Source organism: Spiribacter sp. SSL99 (assembly GCF_009805925.1).
Taxonomy (GTDB): domain Bacteria; phylum Pseudomonadota; class Gammaproteobacteria; order Nitrococcales; family Nitrococcaceae; genus Spiribacter; species Spiribacter roseus.
Window position 1 is genome coordinate 75295 of record NZ_MAOM01000019.1, and the last position, 19607, is coordinate 94901.

Below are 19607 nucleotides of genomic sequence, written 5' to 3' on the forward strand. Positions count from 1 at the left end.
CAACCGCCGCTGTCAAGCCCTATTTCATCAGCCCGGCGACGTGCGCGGCCGCGCCCCGGGCAAGGGCATCGAGGTCGTAGCCGCCTTCGAGCACCGAGCAGATATGCCCCCCACAGCAGTAGTTGGCCACGGCCACCAGCTCGTCGGTGATCCAGGCAAAGTCCTCCGTGGTCAGCGCCATGCCGGCCAGCGGATCCTCGACGGCGGCATCAAATCCCGCCGAGATGATCATCAGCTCGGGGTCAAAGTCGATCAGCGCTGAAATCGCCTCGCGGTGGAACTGCTCGCGGTAGTCCGCCGAGCCGGTGCCCTCGGGCATGGGGATGTTCAGGATATGCCCGGGGCGGTTTTCCTTGCGGCTGCCGGTGCCGGGGAACAGCGGATACTGATGTGTGGACAGGTAGAACAGCCCCTCGCGCTCGGCCACCACCGCCTGGGTCCCGTTGCCGTGGTGTACATCGAAATCGACGATGGCGACGCGCTGGACGCCGTGTGCCACCTGCGCGTGGAGGGCGGCGATGGCGGCATTGCTGAACAGGCAGAAACCCATGGACTCACCGGTCTCGGCATGATGCCCGGGCGGGCGCACGGCACAGAACACCCGCCGCGCCTCGCCGGTCTGGATGGCGTCCACCGCCTGGGTCGCCGCACCGGCGGCTCGCAGTGCGGCCTCTCCCGAACCGGCCGACAGGGTGGTATCGGCGTTGAGCTGCGTCCGCCCGGTGGCCGGCACGGCCGCCATCACCTCATCAATATACCCGGGGCTATGGGCGCGCTCGAGCACCGCCCGCGACGCCGACTGCGCGGTATGGCGCTGCAGGTCGGCAAACGCCGGGGTGTCGAGGGCGGCGAGGATGGCCTCAAGCCGCTCGATGCGCTCGGGATGGCCACTGCCGGTGTCATGCTGCAGGCAGGCCTCGTGGGTGATCAGCCAGGTCGACACAAGCCTATTCCCCCGGGTGGAAGGTCTGCCGAAAGGCCACGGAGTACACCTCGCCACCGGCATGGGGGTTGACGTCGATTTCGAAGATACGCGCATCGCCGGGCTCGATGGGGAACGTCCCGACATAGGAGACCCAGCCGTCCTCGCGGACCCGCTCGGCGGGGATTTCGGTGAGCTCGTCATTGTCATCGCGGGCGACGATGTCGACGGCGCCGGACACGGCCTCGCCATTGCGCAGGATCGTCACCATCACCATGCCGCGGGTGCGGCTGCGCACCAGTCCGTATTCGCGGGCCACGTCGGCATTGAGCATGCCGGTGGGGATGGCGCTGTAGTGGATCTCATAGTCACCGAAGCGCTCCGACTGCTGGGCCGATGCCAGCAGGGGAAGGGCGACCAGCAGGGCGGCCGCCCAGCGGGCCAGCCGATGTCCGGGATGCTTCATGTCATTCTCCTTTACGCCCGACAGATCCGGTACAGCGCCACTTCTCCGAACAGGTTGGGCATCCAGCGCGCCAGTCGCGGACTCTTGTAGTCATGAGATAACACGCGGCGCTCAATAATGTGAATACTCAGCTGCTCGCAGAGTGCTTCAAAATCATCGATGGTGCAGAAATGGATGTTGGGCGTCTCGTACCAGGCATAGGACAGGGCATGACTCATCGGCATGCGGCCCTTGACCGCCAGGTGCCAGCGCAGCCGGTAATAGGCGAAGTTGGGGAAGGTCACGATGCCGGTGCGCCCCACCCGCAGCATTTCCCAGAGCAGCTGGTCGGGCCGCTGCACGGCCTGCAGTGTCTGGGTGAGGATGACCTGATCGAAGGCATTGGTGTCAAAATCGGACAGGCCCTCGTCGATATCGCTCTCGATGACGTTGATGCCGTTGGCAAGGCTCCGGGTGATGCCGTCGGGATCGATCTCCAGCCCATAGCCGGTGGCCTGGCGGCGATCGAACAGATAGCGCAGCAGCCGGCCATCGCCGCAGCCCAGGTCAAGTACCCGGTCACCGCGGCCCACCCAGTTGGCGACGATTTCGAGATCCGCACGCAGTGGGCTCATACCCCGACCTCCTCGGCGATGTGCTGCATATAGGTCGAGAAGACCTCGCGGTAGCGCGGCACCGGCATCAGAAAGGCGTCGTGGCCGTGGTTGGCGCGGATTTCGGCATAGCTCACGCGTTTGTCGGTATCCAGCAGCGCCCGGACGATTTCATGACTGGCGGCCGGCGGAAAGCGCCAGTCGCTGGTGAACGAGGCGACGAAAAACGGCGCCGTCACGCCGCTCAGTGCCACCGACAGATCACCATCGGTGGCGGCCGCGGGGTCAAAGTAGTCCAGCGCCCGGGTCATGAGCAGGTAGGTGTTGGCGTCAAACCGGTCGACGAATGACTCGCCCTGGTAGCGCAGGTAGCTTTCCACCTCGAATTCGACATCGTAGTTGTAGTGATAGCCGCCCCGCGTGTCGCGCCGCTCGCGCCCGAATTTTTCGCCCATGGCCGCCTCCGAAAGATAGGTGATGTGGCCGAGCATGCGCGCGAGCATCAGTCCGGTCCGCGGCCGATCGCCGGTGGTGGCGTAGCGGCCGTCCTGGAAATCCGGGTCGGAGCGGATCGCCTGACGGGCGACCTCGTTGAAGGCGATGTTCTGTGCCGACAGGCGGGGTGCGGCGGCGATGACCACCGCGTGGCGCAGGCGCTCCGGCTGATCGATGGCCCACTGCATGGCCTGCATGCCGCCCAGGCTGCCGCCGGCCACGGCCGCCCAGCGCGCCACTCCCAGGTGGTCGGCGAGGCGTGCCTGGCTGCGCACCCAGTCGCGCACGGTGACCAGCGGGAAGTCGGCGCCATAGAGCTCGCCGGTCTCGGGGTCGATCGAGGTGGGGCCGGTGGAACCGTGGCAGCCGCCCAGGTTGTTGCTGCAGACCACAAAGAAGCGGTTGGTGTCGAGCGGTTTGCCCGGGCCGATACAGGCCTCCCACCAGCCCGGCTTACGCTCGCCGGCGTGGTGATAGCCCGCGGCATGGTGGTTGCCGGACAGGGCATGGCACACCAGGATGGCGTTGCTGGCGTCGGCATTGAGCGTGCCGTAGGTCTCGTAGGCCAGGGTATAGCCCGGCAGCACCCGGCCCGAGTCCAGCGCCAGGGGTTCATCGAAATGCACGGTCTGCGGGACGATCACCCCGACCGATGTCTCCTCGGCAGGCGCGGCCATGGCTACATCATCAGGCCGGGGGCGATGCGATCAAGCGGCGGCAGCACGAGCATCTTCACCACCTGCAGGGCAAGGATCGCCGCCAGCGGCGACAGATCAATCCCGCCCATGTCCGGCAGGATGGCCCGAAACGGCCGGATCACCGGCTCGGTCAGGCTCAGCAGCACCGTGGTGGCGGGGTTGTAGTCGGTCGGGCTGACCCACGAGAGGATCGCCCGCACCACGATGGCGATGAGGTAGACATTCAGCAGCAGGCTGATCAGTTCCGCGGGCGTGCGCAGCAGCAGGTAGTCGATGCGTGGCGTGACGCCGGCGATGCTCATGAGCAGGCTGATCGCGATCATCTGCAGGATCACCATCAGCACGATGGCGGCGATGTCCACGCCGCCCCATGACGGGATCAGGCGGCGCAGGGGCTGCAGCGCCGGCTGGGTGACGCGCACCAGAAACTGCACCAGCGGATTATAGAAATCCGCCCGCGACCACTGCAGCAGAAACCGCAGCATGACCGCCATGATGTAGAGGCTGAACAGCGTGTCGACCAGAAACGCCAGCGGATTGGTGAGATAGCCCGGGCCCATGGCTACTGATCTCCCAGCTCTTGGCCCAGTTCCTCGGCGCGTCGGGCGGCGGCGTGCAGCGCGCGGTGGTAGGCCCCGGCCAGATCCCCGGCCTCGAGCTCGTCGATGGCCGCGGCGGTGGTGCCGCCCGGCGAGGTGACCCGGCGTTTGAGTTCATCCACATCCTCGGCGCTCTCAAGCGCCATGCGCGCGGCGCCCAGGGCGGTCTCGAGGGTCAGCAGGTGCGCCGTCCGCGCATCCAGCCCCAGCGACTCGCCGGCGGACTGCATCGCCTCCATGGTCGCGAAGAAATACGCCGGGCCGCTGCCGGAGATCGCCGTGACGGCGTTCATGTCGCGTTCGTCCTCGAGCCACACGATCAGCCCCACCGCGCGCAGGATGGTCTCGGCCAGATCCCGTTGCTCGTTGCTGACCGCCGCGTTGGCGAACAGTGCCGTCGCGCCGGTCTGCACCAGGGCCGGCGTGTTGGGCATGGCCCGCACCACCGGCCGGTCGCCGCCCAGCCAGCTGTCGATGTCGGCGCAGCGCACGCCGGCCGCCACCGAGATCACCAGGCTGCCCTGGGCCTGAATCTGCGGCGCCAGCTCGCGCACCACATCGGCGACGCGGTTGGGCTTGACCGCCAGTATGACCACGTCGGCGCCGCGCACGGCCGTGGCGTTTTCCTGAAACGCCTGCACCTCGAAGTCCGCGATCAGGGCCTCGCGGCGCTCGGCGTCCGGTTCGGCGACGCGCAGTCCGGCGGCCGGATGGCGATCGGCGATGAGCCCACCAATCAGGCTGCGTGCCATGTTGCCGCCACCGATGAAGGCAATGGTCTTTTCATTCAAGGCGTTTTCTCCGGTCGGGGTCCGAAAACGGCGGTGCCCAGGCGGACCATCGTGGCGCCCTCGGCCACCGCGGCCTCCAGATCGTTGGACATGCCCATGGACAGGGTATCGAGTCTCAGGCCCCCGTCGACAAGACCAGCCTGCAGCTCACGCAGCTGCCGGAATGCGGCGCGCTGGGCGTCGAAGTCGGTCACCGCCTCGGGCAGGGTCATCAGCCCGCGCAGGGTCAGGTGGGGCAGTTCGGCAATGGCGTGGGCCAGCTCGTGCACCTGCTCCGGCCCGGCGCCGGATTTGCTGGCTTCGCCGCTGACATTGACCTGCAGACAGCACTGCAGCGGCGGACGGTCTGCGGGGCGCTGCTCGGACAGCCGCCGGGCGATCTTGAGCCGGTCGACGGTGTGCACCCAGTCAAAGCCCTCGGCAACCGCGCGGGTCTTATTGGACTGGATGGCCCCGACGAAATGCCATTCGATGGGGGTGTCGGCCAGCGCCTCGCGCTTCTCCGCCCCCTCCTGCAGATAGTTCTCGCCAAACGCCTGCTGACCCTCGGCCAGTGCCGCCCGCAGGGCCTCGACGGGCTGGCGCTTGCTGACCGCCAGCAGCGCCACACTGCCGGGTTGACGGCCATAGCTGGCCTCGGCGGTGCGGATCCGCTGGCGGACCGCCGCCAGGCGTCGGGCGATGTCGTGAGCCGGGGTTGTCGTCATGACCGAATGATACGGCGGGAGGTGTGATGGCGTCGAATGCTGCAGGCCGCGGGCCGATCCCGGCGGTTACCTAGCGACTCGGCAGCTCCACCCATTCGGCCTCGCCGACATTGGCGGCGGCACCCTGGCGGAACGGGTGCAGGCTCTGCCACGGACCGAAGGCGATGACACGCAGCCCATCGCGCTGGTCCGCCGGCGTGTCGCCCAGATAGCGGCTGGTCAGCTCGATGACGCTGCCCTCATGGACACCGGGGCGCTCCTCGTCGAGCGCCACCCGGGCCGGGACACCGGCCTGCTCCAGCGCCGTCAGCCCGGCGATGGCCACCTCGCTCAGCGCCGGCACGAAAAACCGCGACGGCACCAGCCGGCCCGGGATGCCGTGCCGGCCGCCGAGCAGGGCGAGCCGGGTCTGATCGGCATGCCGTTCGGCCAGCGCGATGGCCGGGCCCACCCCCAGGTTCTCGCCGATGATCAGCAGGGTGTCGTCGGCCCGGGGCTGCACGGCCTGGCCCTGCAGGGCCGACACCGACACGGTCAGCCCCGGTCGCAGCCCGTCGGGGAGGCAGGCGCCGGGCAGGATGCCGGCCACCCAACCCTCGCCGGTATCGGCGTCACGGATCGGCAGGCAGAGGCGCTGGCCATTGAGGTCAAGCCACAGCCACTGACCGGGTGCGGGGCGGCCGGCACGCCACTCGAGCCGGAGCAGCCACCAGTCATCGATGACCGGCGTGGCATCGATGAGCCGGCCCGGTGTCATGCCCGGTCGGCGGCGCGGATCAGGCGCCCGCCCACCAGCGTATGCGTGGCGCGGGCGCTGAACTCCCAGCCCAGAAACGGCGAATTGTGGCCGCGGCTGGTGAGCGTTTCGCGGGTGCAGAACCACGGGGCCACCGGGTCGACGACGACCAGGTCGGCAACACCGCCCAGGCCCAGGCGCCCTCCCTCGAGCCCCAGCAGGCGCGCCGGCTCAACGGTCACCGGCGCCAGGGCGCGGTGCAGGGGGAGGACTTCGTCTTCCACCAGCCGCAGCACCAGGGGCAGGAGGGTGTCGATGCCGCTGGCGCCCGGCTCGGTACTGGCGAAGGGGCCATCCTTGGCGTCGCCGTCGTGGGGCTGATGGTCGGAGCAGATGATGCGCACGACCCGATCCGCCACGGCCTGGCGCAGCGCCTGACGGTCGACGATATCGCGCAGTGGCGGGTCCAGGTGAAAACGGGTGTCGTACTCCATCGCGTCCTGATCGGTCAGGAACAGCTGATGGATCGCGACATCGGCGCTCAGCCGGCGCTGGCGGCCCTGTTCATCGGTCAGCAGGCGGGCGCCCTCGGCGCTGGACAGCCGGCCGACATGCACGCGGGCCCGGGTGGCGCCGGCCACCGCCAGCTGGCGCCCGAGACCGGCGGTTTCGGCGGCGGCCGGCACGCCGGGCAGGCCCAGCCGGGTGGCGGTGGGACCTTCGTTGAGGCAGCCCGTGGCCAGGAACGGATCCACCGGTGTGAGCAGCGCCGGCAGCGAGAAGGTGCAGGCGTAGTCCAGGGCATTGCGCAGCACCCGCGAGTCCTGCACCGGCCGGCCACCGTCGGAGACGGCCGGACAGCCGGCCGCGGCCAGCCCCGCCATGGCCGATAGCTGTTCGCCGGCCAGCCCCAGTGTCAGGGCACCCAGCGGGACGACCCGGGCGCCGGCGGCCTGCTCGGCCCGGTGCGTGACCTGCTCGACCACCGCCGGGCTGTCCATGACCGGCGTCGTGTCCGGTGGCATGACCAGGGTGGTGATCCCGGCGGCGGCCGCGGCGCGGCTCTCGCTGGCGATGTCGGCCTTGCGCGTCAGGCCCGGTTCGCGCAGCCGGGCGCTCAGATCGATCAGCCCCGGCATCACCCACTGGCCGGTCGCGTCGATGGTCTGGTCGGGGGTGAAGTCGTCGACTATGCCGCCGAGCTGGACGATGCGGCCATCGGCGACGGCCAGATCGCCCACCTCGTCGAGTCCGCTCTCGGGATCGATCAACCGCCCCTGGCGGATGAGTATGCGCGTCATGATGCCTCCCGCGGGGTGTCGGGCTGAACGCCCAGGACCATGGTCATGACGGCCATGCGGACCGCGATGCCGTTGGTGACCTGATCGAGGATCACCGAGCGCGGCCCGTCGGCCAGCGCCGAGTCGATCTCGACGCCCCGGTTGATGGGCCCGGGGTGCATGACGATCGCCTCGGGGTGGGCGCCGCGCAGGCGCGACTCGGTGAGTCCGTAGTGGCGGAAGTACTCCGACTCGCCCGGCAGCAGCGCGCCCTGCATGCGCTCGCGCTGCAGGCGCAGGGCGATGACCACGTCGGCATCCCGCAGGCCGGCATTAAGGTCGTTGTAGACCTGTGCGCCCAGGCTGTCGATGTCGGCGGGCAGCAGGGTGTCGGGGGCGATGACCCGCACCTCGCCGGCGCCCAGCGCGTTGAAGGCATGGATCTGCGAGCGCGCCACCCGCGAATGGCGGATATCCCCGACGATGGCGATGCGCAGGGGCTCGAAGGCGCCCTTGTGGCGGCGGATGGTGAAGGCATCGAGCATGGCCTGGGTTGGATGGGCGTGCCAGCCGTCGCCGGCATTCAGCACCGCGACGCCCGGGTCGACATGCCGGGCGAAATACTCCGCGGCGCCGCTCTGGTGGTGGCGCACCACGAACATGTCGGCCTGCATGGCCTGCAGGTTGCGCAGCATGTCGAGCAGGCTCTCGCCCTTGGTGGTCGTGGTGTCGACGGCGATGTTGAGTACATCGGCCGAGAGCCGTTTGGCGGCCAGCTCGAAAGTGGTGCGGGTGCGCGTGCTCGACTCAAAGAACAGATTGACCACGGTGCGGCCGCGCAGCAACGGGACGGTCTTCACCGATTTGCCCAGCACGCCGGCGAACGATTCGGCGGTGTCGAGGATGCGCCCGAGCAGGCGCGGATCGACGCCTTCGGTGGTCAGGAAATGCCGCAGATTGCCCTGGGTGTCGATCTGCACGCTCATGGGCTCGCCTCCTCGATCACCAGATGCAGGGGGTCGGGACCGCGCAGCTTGACGCGCTGGCGCGGGGCAAGGTCGATGGGCGCGGCGGCGATATCCGCCGCGATGGGCAGCTGACGGCCGGAGCGCTCCAGCAGCACCGCCAGGCGCACCGCGGCCGGGCGGCCATAGTCGAAGATCTCGTTGAGGGCCGCGCGGATGGTGCGGCCGGTGTAGAGGATATCGTCGACCAGGATGATCACTCGGTCGTCAATATCCAGCGGCATGCGGCTTGGCTGGATATCGCCGGGCAGACCGGCGCGGCTCAGGTCGTCGCGGTAGAAGGCGATGTCGAGGGTGCCCGGGGCCGTGTCCAGTCCCAGGCGCTGCTGCAGGGCCCGGGCCAGCCAGGCACCGCCCTGATGGATGCCCACCAGGGTGCAGCGCTCGCGGCCCTCGGCATCGATGAGCGCGGCGACGCGGGTGGTCAGCTGCTCGAGCAGCGGTTCGATATCAGGCAGATCGGTGCTCACGGGAAATGCTCGCTTAACCAGGTCTCGAGGATGATACGCGCCGCCTCGGCATCGATCACCTCGGGGCGCTGGCCCCGGCCGCGCACGGCGTCCCGGGCGGCGTGACTGGACAGATGCTCGTCGATGCGATGGACGCTGCCGCCGCTGCGCCGGGCGAGCTCGCCTGCAAACCGCTCGGCAAGCCGGGTGCTGTGCGAGTCGCGGCCATCGGCATGTCGCGGAATGCCCACGATCAGGCCCTCCGGGCCCCAGCCGTCGATCAGCCCCTGAAGGCGTGACCAGTCGGGCGTCCCCTGACGGCAGGTGATCACCGCCAGCGCCCGGGCATGCCCGGTGACGGTCTCGCCAACGGCGACGCCCAGGCGTTTTTCGCCCGCATCAAAGCCCAGATAGGTGCCGGTCGCGCTCATCGCCCGCCAGTATCCGTCAGTCCCCGCCGAATGACCAGCTGCGGGTGATGACCAGCGTGTCCCGGTCCTCGAGGACGGTCTCGGGCACCGGGGGATAGGGCGCGGCGGCCTCCACCAGGGATCGCGCGGCCCGGCGCAGCATCGGGTTATCGCTGCCACCGACAATACGCGCCCCGCGCACCTCGCCGGCGGCGTTGAGGGTGATGGCCATCACCACCCGGCCACGGATACCGGCGTTGATCAGTTCGGCCGGATAGGCGCGGTTGCCAAGGGTTTCGGTGTGCACGATCCAGTCGCGCAGATACCGCGCTCGGGCGTCGTCATCCTGGGTGCCGTCGATGACACGCGGCGCGGGATCGGCGGACGATCGGACGGATTCGCTCGCCGGTCCGTCCCCGGCCACCAGCCGCAACACCGGCCCGCCGGCCGGGCTGGCGGGCTGCACGTTGAGTGCCAGGGGGCGCTCGGCGGTCCGCGTCGCAGGTGTTGGTGGCATGGGCCCGAGCGGGCCCATGATCACGATCAGGTGGATCACCGCCGAAATCAGTATCGCCATGATCAGCCGATCGCGGACCCGGGCGGCATCCTCCATAATCGATCAGGATGCGGCGGGCAGCGCGCGCTCGATGGCCGCGAACAGCTCGCCGGCGATGCAGATCTCCTGCTGGGCGTCGATCTCGCGCACGCAGGTGGGACTGGTGACGTTGATTTCGGTGAGATAGCCGCCAATCACATCCAGCCCGGCAAACAGGATCCCCTGCTCGATCAGCAGCGGTCGCACCTGATCGACGATCCAGCGCTCGCGATCGGTCAGGGGGCGGGCAACGCCGCGCCCGCCGGCGGCCAGGTTGCCGCGGCTCTCGCCGGCGGCGGGCAGGCGCGCCAGGGCATAATCCACGGGCTGACCATCGATCACCAGGATGCGGCGGTCGCCGTCACTGATCTCCGGCAGGTAGCGCTGCGCCATGACGTAGCGCGTGCCCCGTTCGGAGAGCTGCTCGATGATGACGCTGGTATTCGGATCGCCGGCCTGCACCACGAAGATGGCCTCGCCGCCCATGCCATGCAGCGGCTTGAGCACCGCCTGCCCCTGGGCGTCGATGAATGCCCGCAGTGGGGCGGCCTTCATTTCGACAACGGTGGGCGTGCAGCACTGCGGGAACATCGCGATGGCGAGCTTTTCCTGGACATTGCGCAGCCCGGCCGGTCGATTCACGACCTGGACGCCGGCGCGCTCGGCCACTTCGAGGATCTGCGTGGCATAGACAAAGGCGCTGTCCACCGGCGGGTCCTTGCGCATGAGCAGGGCATCGAGCTCGTCGAGCGGGGCTTCGCGGCGCTCGCCCAGGCTGAACCAGTCGTGATTGTCATCGCGCACCGTCAGTTCGGCCCCGTCCCCGTAGGCAACCCCGTCGCGCAGGGCCAGGTCGGCCAGGGTGTAGTAATGGATTATCCAGCCGCGCCGCTGCGCTTCGAGCAGCATGGCAAGGGTGGTGTCCTTGTACGGGGTGATCCCCTCGATGGGATCCATGACAACGCCGAGGCGGTGGGGCATAGCGGGCACTCCTTTAGCAGGCGCGCAGTATAAGCCATCACCGCGAGTGCGTCGCCAGCGCCTGTCGCCAGCGCCTTGCCAAATTTTTATCAAAGGATAATCATCACCCATTGATTGCAGAGTGGAGTGTGTAATGGCGGCAATGACAATTCGTCACCTTGATGAAGCACTGAAGCGCCGCTTGCGCATTCAGGCGGCTGTGCATGGGCGTTCCATGGAGGATGAAGCCCGGGACATCCTGCGGGTTGCCCTGACCAGCGAAGATGCCGAGACGGGATCGCTCTATGAGGCAATCCGTCGTCGTATCGAACCGTTGGGTGGCGTGGAGCTGGATGTTCCGCAACGCGGGTCAGTCAGCTCGATGCCATGATCGCAGCGGCAGCCGCCTCGCGCGCTGGGCGTCACGCCGGACGCGTCAGATACCGCCGCCACGATCCCAGCGCCGAAATATCCTCGGCCGATGCGGTGGCCCAGGCCTCGCAGATAAAGCCGGTCACCTCGCGGCCATCCTCCAGTGTGATGCGACCCAGGCCCAGCGGCGCCGGGATGGTGTCGAGGAAATCGCCGACGCGATGCCGTGGCAGGGTCCAGACCTCGACCTCCACGGCATGGCCGTCGGCGTCGACCCGCACCAGCCCGGGTCGCGCCGGCGGTCCGCCGGGCAGGGCATAGAGTCGGTACAGCGCGGCGGTGCGGGTGGTCTGCAAATGGCGCCCGCCCCGCTCGATCAGTGTTTCGTTCAGGGGTAAACCACTCATATGGGCCCCGCAGACGGCGATCGCCTGGCGATGCTCGCCATGGTCGGCGTCGAGGGCCTCCGCCGCGGGCGCTGTCTGGCGACCGGTGCCGAGTGGCAGCTGGCAGTGACGCTGCAGCCGCTCGGCCAGATCGATCAACGCCCGATCCATGAACGCCGGGGCCGACAGGGTCAGGCCAAACGGCAGGCCGTCGGGGGTAAACCCGCCGGGCGCGGCGACGGCGCTGAGGTCGAGCAGGTTCATGAAATTCGTGTAGTAGCCAAGCTGGCTGTTGACGCCCACCGGATCGGCTTCCACCGCCTCCAGGGTCGGCAGGTGGCCGGCGGTCGGGGTGACCAGGCAGTCGATCCCGGCCCAGGCCGATTCGGTGGCCCGGCGCAGTTCGGCCAGCCGGTGCTGGGCAGTGAACAGGTCACAGGCCAGCGGCTCGGCGCCGGCACCGATGATTTGGCGGGTGACCGGCAGCAGGGCGTCGGGCTGGGACTCGATGAATCCACGGATGGCGCTGTAGCGCTCGGCCACCCAGGGGCCTTCGTAGAGCAGGCGAGCGGCTTCGAGAAAGGGCGTCAGATCGATCCGGCGGACCTCGCCCCCCAGGGCCTCGAGGGCCTTGATGCTGCGGTGGAACGCCGTGGCGGTCTGGTCGTCGCCGAAAAACTCCAGATCCTCATCACGGGGGACACCCAACGCAAAGCGCCCCGGCGGGATGGCCGCCCGCAGGGGCGCCGGGGGCTGCGGAGGACGGGACTGCGGGTCGCGGGGATCGAAGCCGTCCACCACCTCGAAGACCCGGCGCAGGTCGTCGCCGCACAGGCCAAAGATATTGACGCAGTCGAGACTGCGGCACGCCGGCACCACCCCGCGGGTGCTCAGCCGGCCGCGGGTCGGTTTGAGGCTCATGAGGTTGTTGAACGCCGCCGGTACCCGACCCGAGCCGGCGGTATCCGTGCCCAGGGCGAAGGCCACCTGACCCAGCGCCACCGCCACCGCCGAGCCGGCGCTCGAACCGCCCGAGACGCGGTGGCGGTCAAAGGCATTGCGGCAGGCGCCGTAGGGTGACCGGCTGCCCACCAGGCCGGTGGCGAACTGATCGAGATTGGTCTTACCCAGCGGGATCGCACCAGCGCGCATGAGCCGCTCGACCACCGCTGCATGGGCGTCGGGCCAGTAGCAATAGGCCGGGCAGCCGGCCGTGGTGGGCAGGCCGGCCACATCGATGTTGTCCTTGACCGCGAATGGCACGCCGCAGAGCGGCAGTGATGGGGACTGCTGCTCGAGCCAGTCGATCATGCCGCTCAGGGTGGTCGTGTCGATGACGCTGATCCAGGCATTGTGCGGATCAGCGCCCACGATGGCGTCCCGGCGTTCGAGCAGGTGATCGCGCACCGAATCCCCGGCGTCGCGATAGGCACTGAGACGGGCGGCGATGGTTTCCATCAGGTGGACTCCCGGCGGATGATGACAAGGGTCTGACCCGGCGCCACCGCGGTGCCGGGCTTGCACAGGACACGGCTGACCGTGCCTGGACAGGGCGCCGGCAGCGGGATTTCCATTTTCATGGACTCCACCACCAGCAGGGTCGCGTCGGCCTCGACACGCTCGCCGACCCGCGCCTCAATGGCCCAGACACTGCCCTGGACGCCAGCCTCGACGGCGGATTCGTCGTCGGCCAGCTCGATGGCCTCGGCATCGACATCGGGGGTCGCCTGCACACTCGCGGCAAAATCGCCCTGGCCGCTGTCGATCCAGCGCTGGCGCTCGGCCTCGAAGGCGCTCTGCTGGTGACGTTTGAAGCGGTCGATGGACCCGGCGTTGGCAGCGACAAAGGCCTCGTGTTCGGCCAGCGAGAAGCGGGTCTCCTCGATGTCCAGACGCAGGCCACCCGCCGGGAAGGCGGCACGCATTTCCATGAGCTCGTCTTCCGAGACCTCGTAGAAGCGCACCTGATCAAAAAACCGCAGCAGCCAGGGCTGCTGGAACTCGGGCGTGGTGCGATAGCGGTTCCAGATCTGCAATGTCCGGCCGACGAACTGATACCCTCCGGGGCCCTCCATGCCATAGATGCACATGTACGAGCCACCGATGCCCACGGCGTTCTCGGGCGTCCAGGTGCGGGCCGGGTTGTACTTGGTGGTGACCAGACGGTGCCGCGGATCCACCGGCGTGGCGAGCGGCGCGGACAGGTAGACATCCCCCAGGCCCATGACCAGGTAAGAGGCGTCAAAGACGATGCGTTTGACGTCCTCCCGGTGTTCGAGGCCGTTGATCCGGCGGATGAATTCGATGTTATCCGGGCACCAGGGGGCATCCTCGCGGACTGACTGCATGTACTTGCGGGTGGCCAGCCGGGTCTGGCTGTCGTCCCAAGCGAGCGGCAGATGGATGATCCGTGACGGCAGCGCGCTGTCGGCCATGGCCTCGATGTGGCGCTCGGCCTGCTCGAGGATTTCCATCAACCGTTCGGCGGGCAGCTGCCGGGGCTCGAAGTGGATCTGCAGGCTGCGCACGCCGGGAGTCATTTCGATGACGCCGGGGATGGGCCGCGCACTCAGCCAGTCCAGCAGCGCCTGGACGCGGAACCGCAGCCCCAGATCGAGCATCATCGGCCCGTATTCAACCAGCAGATAGCGATCGCCGGCGACCCGGTAGGTGACCTGCGGTGCATGCGGGCGGTCGGGGCGATGCAGGGCGACCGGATCGGGCGGCGCCAGTGCGGCGGTGGTCCGTGGCGCGGGCGGCTGCAGGGTGGTGATCATCGCGGTGCGCTCGGCCTCGGCCATGGCCGCTTCACTGCGATCCACCGCGCAGAAGCGGATGCGGTCGCCCGGGCGCAGCTGACCGATCTTCCAGCGATCGGCCTCGATGATCGTGGCCGGACACACAAAGCCCCCGAGACTGGGGCCGTCCGGACCCAGAATGACAGGCATGTCGCCGGTAAAGTCGACCGTGCCGATGGCGTAGGCGTTGTCATGGATGTTGGAGGGGTGCAGTCCCGCTTCGCCGCCGTCTTCGCGGGCCCACGCCGGGGCCGGTCCGATGAGCCGCACGCCGGTACGGCTCGAGTTGTAGTGGATCGTCCAGTCGGTCCCGAAGAAGGTCTCGATGAACTCGCGGGTAAAGTAATCCGGCGCGCCGTGGGGGCCGGACATGGCGCGCAGTGTCCAGGGCTCATCGGCGCCGGGCATCAACGCCTCGGCCTGCAGCCCGGCGGGCAGCCGCCGCCCGCCGGGTGAGGGGCGGTCGGTGGCCGGTGCGACCGGGTGCAGGACATCGCCGGCCCGCAGGGCGCGGCCGCCGTGCCCGCCCAGCTGCCCCAGGGTAAAGGTGGCGCGACTGCCCATGTGCAGCGGCACATCGATGCCACCCTCGATGAGCAGATAGCTGCGGATGCCCACGCCGCGGGCACTGCCCACGGTCAGGGTGGCGCCGGCGGGCAGACGTACCACTTCGCCGGCCGGCAGCGGCTGGCCATCGCAGTCAAGGGAGACCGTGGCGCCAGTGACGACCACATGGGTGGCCTCGGCGAAGCGCAGGGTCGGCCCCTGGGCGGTGATCTCCAGCCCGGCGGCGCTGTCCGGGTTGCCCAGCAGCCGGTTGCCCAGCCGAAACGAGAGTTCGTCCATCGGGCCCGAGGGCGGGACACCGATGTCCCAGTAGCCGGTCCGTCCCGGCCAGTCCTGCACGGTGGTGAGCGTGCCGGCGCTTATCACGTCGATGCGCGGCTCGGCGGGCCGGAAGTCGGCGAGTCGGGTGGTGGTGGCGCGGCCCTCGATGAACACCGGGTCGGTCATGATCGCGCGCAGATAGGCGAGGTTGGTCATGAGCCCGTCGATGCGCGTTGCCGCCAGGCCCTCGCCCATCGCCCGGCGGGCGTCTTCGCGATCGCTCCCGTGGCTGATGATCTTGGCGAGCAGGGGGTCGTAGTGGGGGGTGACCTCGGTGCCCGCCTCCACCCAGGTGTCGACACGCATTGCCTCGGGCCAGATGACCTCGGTGATAAGACCGGTCGCCGGCTGAAAGTCCTTGCCCGGGTCTTCGGCGTAAACCCGCGCCTGAATGGCGTGACCGTTGGCGGGCCCGGGTCGTCGGGCGGCCAGGTCATCGAGTTCGCCGGCGGCCGCCTGCACCATCCACGCCACCAGATCCACGCCGGTGACCGCCTCGGTCACGCCATGCTCGACCTGCAGGCGGGTGTTCATCTCGAGAAAAAAGAACGCCCCGGTGTCGGCGTCGACAATGAATTCCACGGTCCCGGCCGAGCGGTAGGCCACGCTGCGACCCAGGCGCTCGGCGGCCTCCATCAGCGCGGCACGGGTCTCGGCATCGATACCCGGCGCGGGTGTCTCCTCGACGACTTTCTGGTTGCGGCGCTGCAGCGAGCAGTCGCGCTCGCCCAGGGCAATCACGGTGCCCGCGCCATCGCCGAAGATCTGCACCTCGATGTGGCGGGCGCGGCGGATGAAGCGCTCCACAAACAGGCCTGCGTTGGCGAAGTTGTTCTGTGACACGCGCTCCACCGAGGCATGGGCGGCGCGCAGGGCGGCCTCATCGTCGCAGATCGCCATGCCAATGCCGCCGCCGCCGGCGGTGCTCTTGACCATGACCGGATAGCCGATGGTGGCGGCCTCGCTGGCGGCCGCCTCGACATCGCTGATCAGGTCGCTGCCGGGGAGCAGGGGGACCTGATTGGCGGCGGCCAGCTCGCGGGCGGTGTGCTTGAGCCCGAAACGCCGGATCTGGTCCGGGGTGGGGCCGATGAAGGCGATCCCCGCCTGCTCGCAGGCCTCGGCGAATTCGGCATTCTCCGAGAGAAAGCCGTAGCCGGGATGGATGGCGTCGACGCCCTGCTCGCGGGCGACGGCAAGGATGCGCCCGGCATCCAGGTACGAATCGCTGGCCCGCGCCCCGCCGATGGGGATGGCCTCATCGGCGTTGCGGACATGGGCCGAGGCCCGGTCGGCCTCGGAGTATACCGCCACGGCGGTGATCCCCAGCTGGTGCAGGGTGCGCTCAATGCGACAGGCAATCGCGCCGCGGTTGGCAATCAGTACTTTCGAGAACATGCTCAATCCCAGATGATCATCTCGAGCGGCGTCGGATTGAAGCCGCTGCAGGGGTTGTTGAGCTGCGGGCAGTTCGAGATCAGGGCGATCACGTCCATCTCGGCGCGCATCTCGACGTACTTGCCGGGCCCCGAGATCCCGTCCTGAAAGCTCAGGCCGCCCTCTCCGGTCAGCGGCACATTCATGAAGAAATTGATGTTGCTGGGCACATCCCGCTTGGTCAGCCCATAGCCGCTCTCCTGGATGGCATGCAGGAAATTGTCCCGGCACGAATGCATGGGCTTTTTCTCCAGCGCGTAGCGCATCTGGTTGGCCTCGGCCGAGCAGGCGCCGCCCAGGGTGTCGTGACGGCCGCAGGTGTCGGCGGTGATGGTCAGCATGACCTGTCCCTGATTGGAGTAGAGCTGCGTACCGGTGGTCAGATAGACATTGCCCTGGCGGGTGGTGGTGTCGACGGCGCTGTAGTGCTCGTGACGTGGGTCGCTCAGGCTGTAGAACAGGGTGTCGGCGGCCTCGTTGCCTTCCACATCGACGATGCGCAGATGCTGACCGCGACGGATTTCCGCCATCCACCAGTCACCGGCGGGGACGACGGTGCGCTGAAGCGCGGTGGTGGGATCAAGCTCGCTGGTTTTGAGGTTCATCGCAGGCACGGTCAGCCCTCCTGGCAGTTGGCGATCAGCGTGTTGGCGTAGGCCCGGGCGTTTTCGGGGCGGTGATGGATGCACGCATCGTCATCGCGCACCGGCGCGGAGCGGTAGATGGAGACGTCCACCGGCCCGGGCTGATAGATCGGCCCCGGTGCCATGGGGTGGGGCGCGGTGGTCAGCACCACCAGCGTATCGCTGTCGGCGCGCAGGTCGACGCTGGCCCCGGGGTGGCTGTGCTCGGCGGCATAATGCAGATCGCCGTCGTCGTTGACGCTGACTTTCTGGAAGAAATTGACCGGGCTGACCAGATCGCGCGGTCCCAGCCCCCACTTGGCGAGCTCGATAAGGAACAGTTCGCGGCCGTTGCGGTAGAAGTCGTTCCAGTGCTCCTGGAAGCGCGCCTCGCCAAAACGCCGCTGAATGGACTCGGCATCGCTGATACCGCCAATGGGGTCGTGCCAGCCCACGGTGTCCTCGACGATGGAGAGCATCGCCCGACCCATGTCCGAGAACAGCATGTTGCCCCGGCTGAGTCGGCTGACGTGCTGACCCTTCAGGGTGTCGGCCATGTTGTAGCGCTCGAGCGGGTTGGACGGGTTGTACGCCAGCAGCGCCGCATTCGCGGTGCCGTCGGTATCCACCAGGCGCAGCGTGAAGCCGCGGCGCACCACCATCGACCAGTAACGCCCGCCGGGGACGCGCTCGTGATGGACGATGCGCGATTCGGCGATCGGAGTCGCAGGCATCAGTCGTTCTCCTTACGGTTGGGGGAGGAAAGCTGCTCACGCAGCTCGGGTGCCAGCGCGGCGTCACGCGCCTCGCCGTGCTGCAGGGGCAGGTCGTAGGTAATGCTGGCGCCGAACGCCTCGGGGGCCTGCGGATCGTGGCGCACTTTGTCGAACACCAGCAGCCGCGTGCCCAGATCGAAGCCCTCCTTGAGGTCGTGGGTGACCATGAACACGGTGATGCCGCTGCGGGCCCACAGATCAAGGATGAGCGCGTGCATGTCCTTGCGGATGCCCGGATCGAGGGCGCCGAAGGGCTCGTCGAGCAGCAGGATGCGCGGGTTTTTCATCAGCGCCTGGGCAATGGCGAGGCGCTGCTGCATACCGCCTGACAGTTCGCTGGCGTATTTATCGGCGGCGTCCGCGAGCCCCACGCGCCCCAGCATGTCCCGGGCCCGCGCCACGGCCTCGTGCCGGGCGCGGCCAAACAGCCGCCCCAGCGCCGGGGCCTTTTCCATCTCTTCGGCGATCAGCACATTGGCGATCGCCGTGAGGTGCGGGAACACCGAATACTTCTGAAACACCACGCCGCGGTCGGGACCGGGCTCGGCGGCCATGGGCGCGCCATCCAGCAGCAACTGGCCGCGGCTGGGCGACTCGGCGCCGAGCAGCATGCGCAGGAACGTGCTCTTGCCGCAGCCCGAGGCGCCGACCACGGTCACGAACTCGCCGGTCTCAACCCGCAGGTGGATATCCTCCAGCACGACATCCTGACCGTAGGTTTTCCACAGGGCTCTGGCTTCGATCGTGCTCATGCCGACCGCCCCGCGACGTACCATGGAAACAGCCACGCCGTGAGCCGGCGCAGCGACCAGTCGAGCGAGAACGCCAGCAGCGTGATCCAGGCCACATAAGGGATGATGGTCTGCATATCGAGGTAGCGCCGGACCAGAAAGATCCGATAGCCGAGCCCCTGTTCGGCGGCGATTGCCTCGGAGGCGATCAGAAACAGCCAGGCGGCGCCGAGGGCAAGCCGCGTGGCATCGAACAGACGGGGTAGCGTCTGCGGGATGGTGACCCGCAGCAGTATCTGCCAGGTCGAGCCCCCCAGTGTCTGCGCCTTGACCAGCTGCTCGTCGGGGATTTCCTCCACCCGCTGCTGGATGTCACGCATCATGAACGGCAGGATCCCGAACACGATCAGCATGATCTTCGAGAGCTCCCCCACGCCGAACGCGATGAACAGGATCGGCAGGATGGTCAGTGGCGGGATCATCGCGAGCGCGGCGATGAACGGTGAGAGGGTGCGTCGCAGGTAAGGGATCAGACCGGTGGTGGTGCCGATGATGATCGCCGCCACCATGCTGATCGCCACCCCTGCCAGCAGTCGTTTGAGGCTGGCGGCGGTGTCCGCCCACAGCAGGATCTCGCCGGTACGCCGCGACGGCTCGGTGGCCAGCCGCGCGAACGAGTCGGCCATGGTCATCAGGGAGGGCAGAAGTTTGTCGTCCGGATTATCGGCCAGCCGGGCCATTGAGGCCGCCATATAGGCGACAACCACCAGCACGAACGGCAGTAGCATCAGCAGACCGCCCATGGCTCGGCCCGGACGTTGGTTGATCAGTCGCTTCATCGGTATGACCTGCGCGGGCGGAAAGCCCCGG

General features: G+C 68.4%; 21 protein-coding genes. 1 reads left to right on the forward strand and 20 read right to left on the reverse strand.

Annotated features, from left to right (window positions below):
• Positions 1–19 precede the first annotated feature (19 nt).
• From BA899_RS07810 to gshB, 14 genes are all read right to left on the reverse strand, one after another.
• On the reverse strand, positions 20–943 hold the full coding sequence (locus BA899_RS07810; RefSeq protein ID WP_159300260.1) for a histone deacetylase family protein: 924 nt from the start codon (positions 941–943) through the stop codon (positions 20–22).
• Between the two features lie 4 nt (positions 944–947).
• A complete protein-coding gene (locus BA899_RS07815; RefSeq protein ID WP_110882410.1) occupies positions 948–1388 on the reverse strand; it encodes a DUF4426 domain-containing protein in 441 nt (146 codons plus the stop codon).
• A gap of 11 nt (positions 1389–1399) precedes the next feature.
• Positions 1400–1993, reverse strand: coding sequence for a methionine biosynthesis protein MetW (gene metW, locus BA899_RS07820; RefSeq protein WP_222103839.1), 594 nt, complete (start codon positions 1991–1993; stop codon positions 1400–1402).
• A 5-nt stretch (positions 1994–1998) separates the two neighbouring features.
• The gene (locus BA899_RS07825) at positions 1999–3153 is read right to left on the reverse strand and encodes a homoserine O-acetyltransferase (protein WP_159300261.1); all 1155 of its coding nucleotides are present in this window, start codon (positions 3151–3153) and stop codon (positions 1999–2001) included.
• 2 nt (positions 3154–3155) lie between these two features.
• Complete coding sequence (locus BA899_RS07830; RefSeq protein ID WP_110882413.1) at positions 3156–3734, reverse strand: YggT family protein; 579 nt, start codon at positions 3732–3734, stop codon at positions 3156–3158.
• Positions 3735–3736: 2 nt separating this feature from the next.
• Positions 3737–4564: a pyrroline-5-carboxylate reductase gene (gene proC, locus BA899_RS07835; protein WP_159300262.1), complete on the reverse strand. Its 828-nt coding sequence runs from the start codon at positions 4562–4564 to the stop codon at positions 3737–3739.
• On the reverse strand, positions 4561–5271 hold the full coding sequence (locus tag BA899_RS07840) for a YggS family pyridoxal phosphate-dependent enzyme (RefSeq protein ID WP_159300263.1): 711 nt from the start codon (positions 5269–5271) through the stop codon (positions 4561–4563). The genes proC and BA899_RS07840 overlap by 4 nt, the downstream gene beginning before the upstream one ends.
• 70 nt (positions 5272–5341) lie before the next feature.
• The gene (locus BA899_RS07845) at positions 5342–6028 is read right to left on the reverse strand and encodes a hypothetical protein (RefSeq protein ID WP_110882416.1); all 687 of its coding nucleotides are present in this window, start codon (positions 6026–6028) and stop codon (positions 5342–5344) included.
• Entirely contained in the window at positions 6025–7308 is a 1284-nt protein-coding gene (locus BA899_RS07850; protein WP_159300264.1) for a dihydroorotase, read from the reverse strand. The genes BA899_RS07845 and BA899_RS07850 overlap by 4 nt, the downstream gene beginning before the upstream one ends.
• Positions 7305–8273, reverse strand: a complete 969-nt coding sequence (locus BA899_RS07855) for an aspartate carbamoyltransferase catalytic subunit (RefSeq protein ID WP_144347112.1) — start codon at positions 8271–8273, stop codon at positions 7305–7307. The genes BA899_RS07850 and BA899_RS07855 overlap by 4 nt, the downstream gene beginning before the upstream one ends.
• The gene (gene pyrR / locus BA899_RS07860) at positions 8270–8782 is read right to left on the reverse strand and encodes a bifunctional pyr operon transcriptional regulator/uracil phosphoribosyltransferase PyrR (RefSeq protein ID WP_144347113.1); all 513 of its coding nucleotides are present in this window, start codon (positions 8780–8782) and stop codon (positions 8270–8272) included. Before pyrR ends, BA899_RS07855 begins: the two co-directional genes overlap by 4 nt.
• Positions 8779–9192, reverse strand: coding sequence for a Holliday junction resolvase RuvX (gene ruvX, locus BA899_RS07865; protein ID WP_159300265.1), 414 nt, complete (start codon positions 9190–9192; stop codon positions 8779–8781). The genes pyrR and ruvX overlap by 4 nt, the downstream gene beginning before the upstream one ends.
• 16 nt (positions 9193–9208) lie before the next feature.
• Complete coding sequence (locus tag BA899_RS07870) at positions 9209–9784, reverse strand: energy transducer TonB (RefSeq protein ID WP_159300266.1); 576 nt, start codon at positions 9782–9784, stop codon at positions 9209–9211.
• A 6-nt stretch (positions 9785–9790) separates the two neighbouring features.
• Positions 9791–10747: a glutathione synthase gene (gene gshB, locus BA899_RS07875; RefSeq protein ID WP_159300267.1), complete on the reverse strand. Its 957-nt coding sequence runs from the start codon at positions 10745–10747 to the stop codon at positions 9791–9793.
• A 133-nt stretch (positions 10748–10880) separates the two neighbouring features.
• Here gshB and BA899_RS07880 point away from each other — a divergent pair, with 133 nt between their 5' ends.
• Entirely contained in the window at positions 10881–11117 is a 237-nt protein-coding gene (locus tag BA899_RS07880; protein WP_159300268.1) for a plasmid stabilization protein, read from the forward strand.
• A gap of 31 nt (positions 11118–11148) precedes the next feature.
• Here BA899_RS07880 and atzF read toward each other — a convergent pair whose 3' ends face one another.
• Genes atzF through BA899_RS07910 form a run of 6 tightly spaced genes read right to left on the reverse strand, consistent with a single transcriptional unit; the run spans position 11149 to position 19576 of the window.
• The gene (atzF, locus tag BA899_RS07885) at positions 11149–12942 is read right to left on the reverse strand and encodes an allophanate hydrolase (protein WP_159300269.1); all 1794 of its coding nucleotides are present in this window, start codon (positions 12940–12942) and stop codon (positions 11149–11151) included.
• Positions 12942–16568 (reverse strand): urea carboxylase, encoded by a 3627-nt coding sequence (gene uca / locus BA899_RS07890; protein WP_159300270.1) that lies wholly within the window; start codon positions 16566–16568, stop codon positions 12942–12944. The genes atzF and uca overlap by 1 nt, the downstream gene beginning before the upstream one ends.
• A 2-nt stretch (positions 16569–16570) precedes the next feature.
• On the reverse strand, positions 16571–17212 hold the full coding sequence (locus BA899_RS07895) for an urea amidolyase associated protein UAAP2 (RefSeq protein ID WP_110882426.1): 642 nt from the start codon (positions 17210–17212) through the stop codon (positions 16571–16573).
• Between the two features lie 11 nt (positions 17213–17223).
• The gene (locus BA899_RS07900; protein ID WP_144347121.1) at positions 17224–17964 is read right to left on the reverse strand and encodes an urea amidolyase associated protein UAAP1; all 741 of its coding nucleotides are present in this window, start codon (positions 17962–17964) and stop codon (positions 17224–17226) included.
• A complete protein-coding gene (locus BA899_RS07905; protein ID WP_110882428.1) occupies positions 17964–18758 on the reverse strand; it encodes an ABC transporter ATP-binding protein in 795 nt (264 codons plus the stop codon). Before BA899_RS07905 ends, BA899_RS07900 begins: the two co-directional genes overlap by 1 nt.
• On the reverse strand, positions 18755–19576 hold the full coding sequence (locus BA899_RS07910; RefSeq protein ID WP_110882429.1) for an ABC transporter permease: 822 nt from the start codon (positions 19574–19576) through the stop codon (positions 18755–18757). The genes BA899_RS07905 and BA899_RS07910 overlap by 4 nt, the downstream gene beginning before the upstream one ends.
• Positions 19577–19607 lie beyond the last annotated feature (31 nt).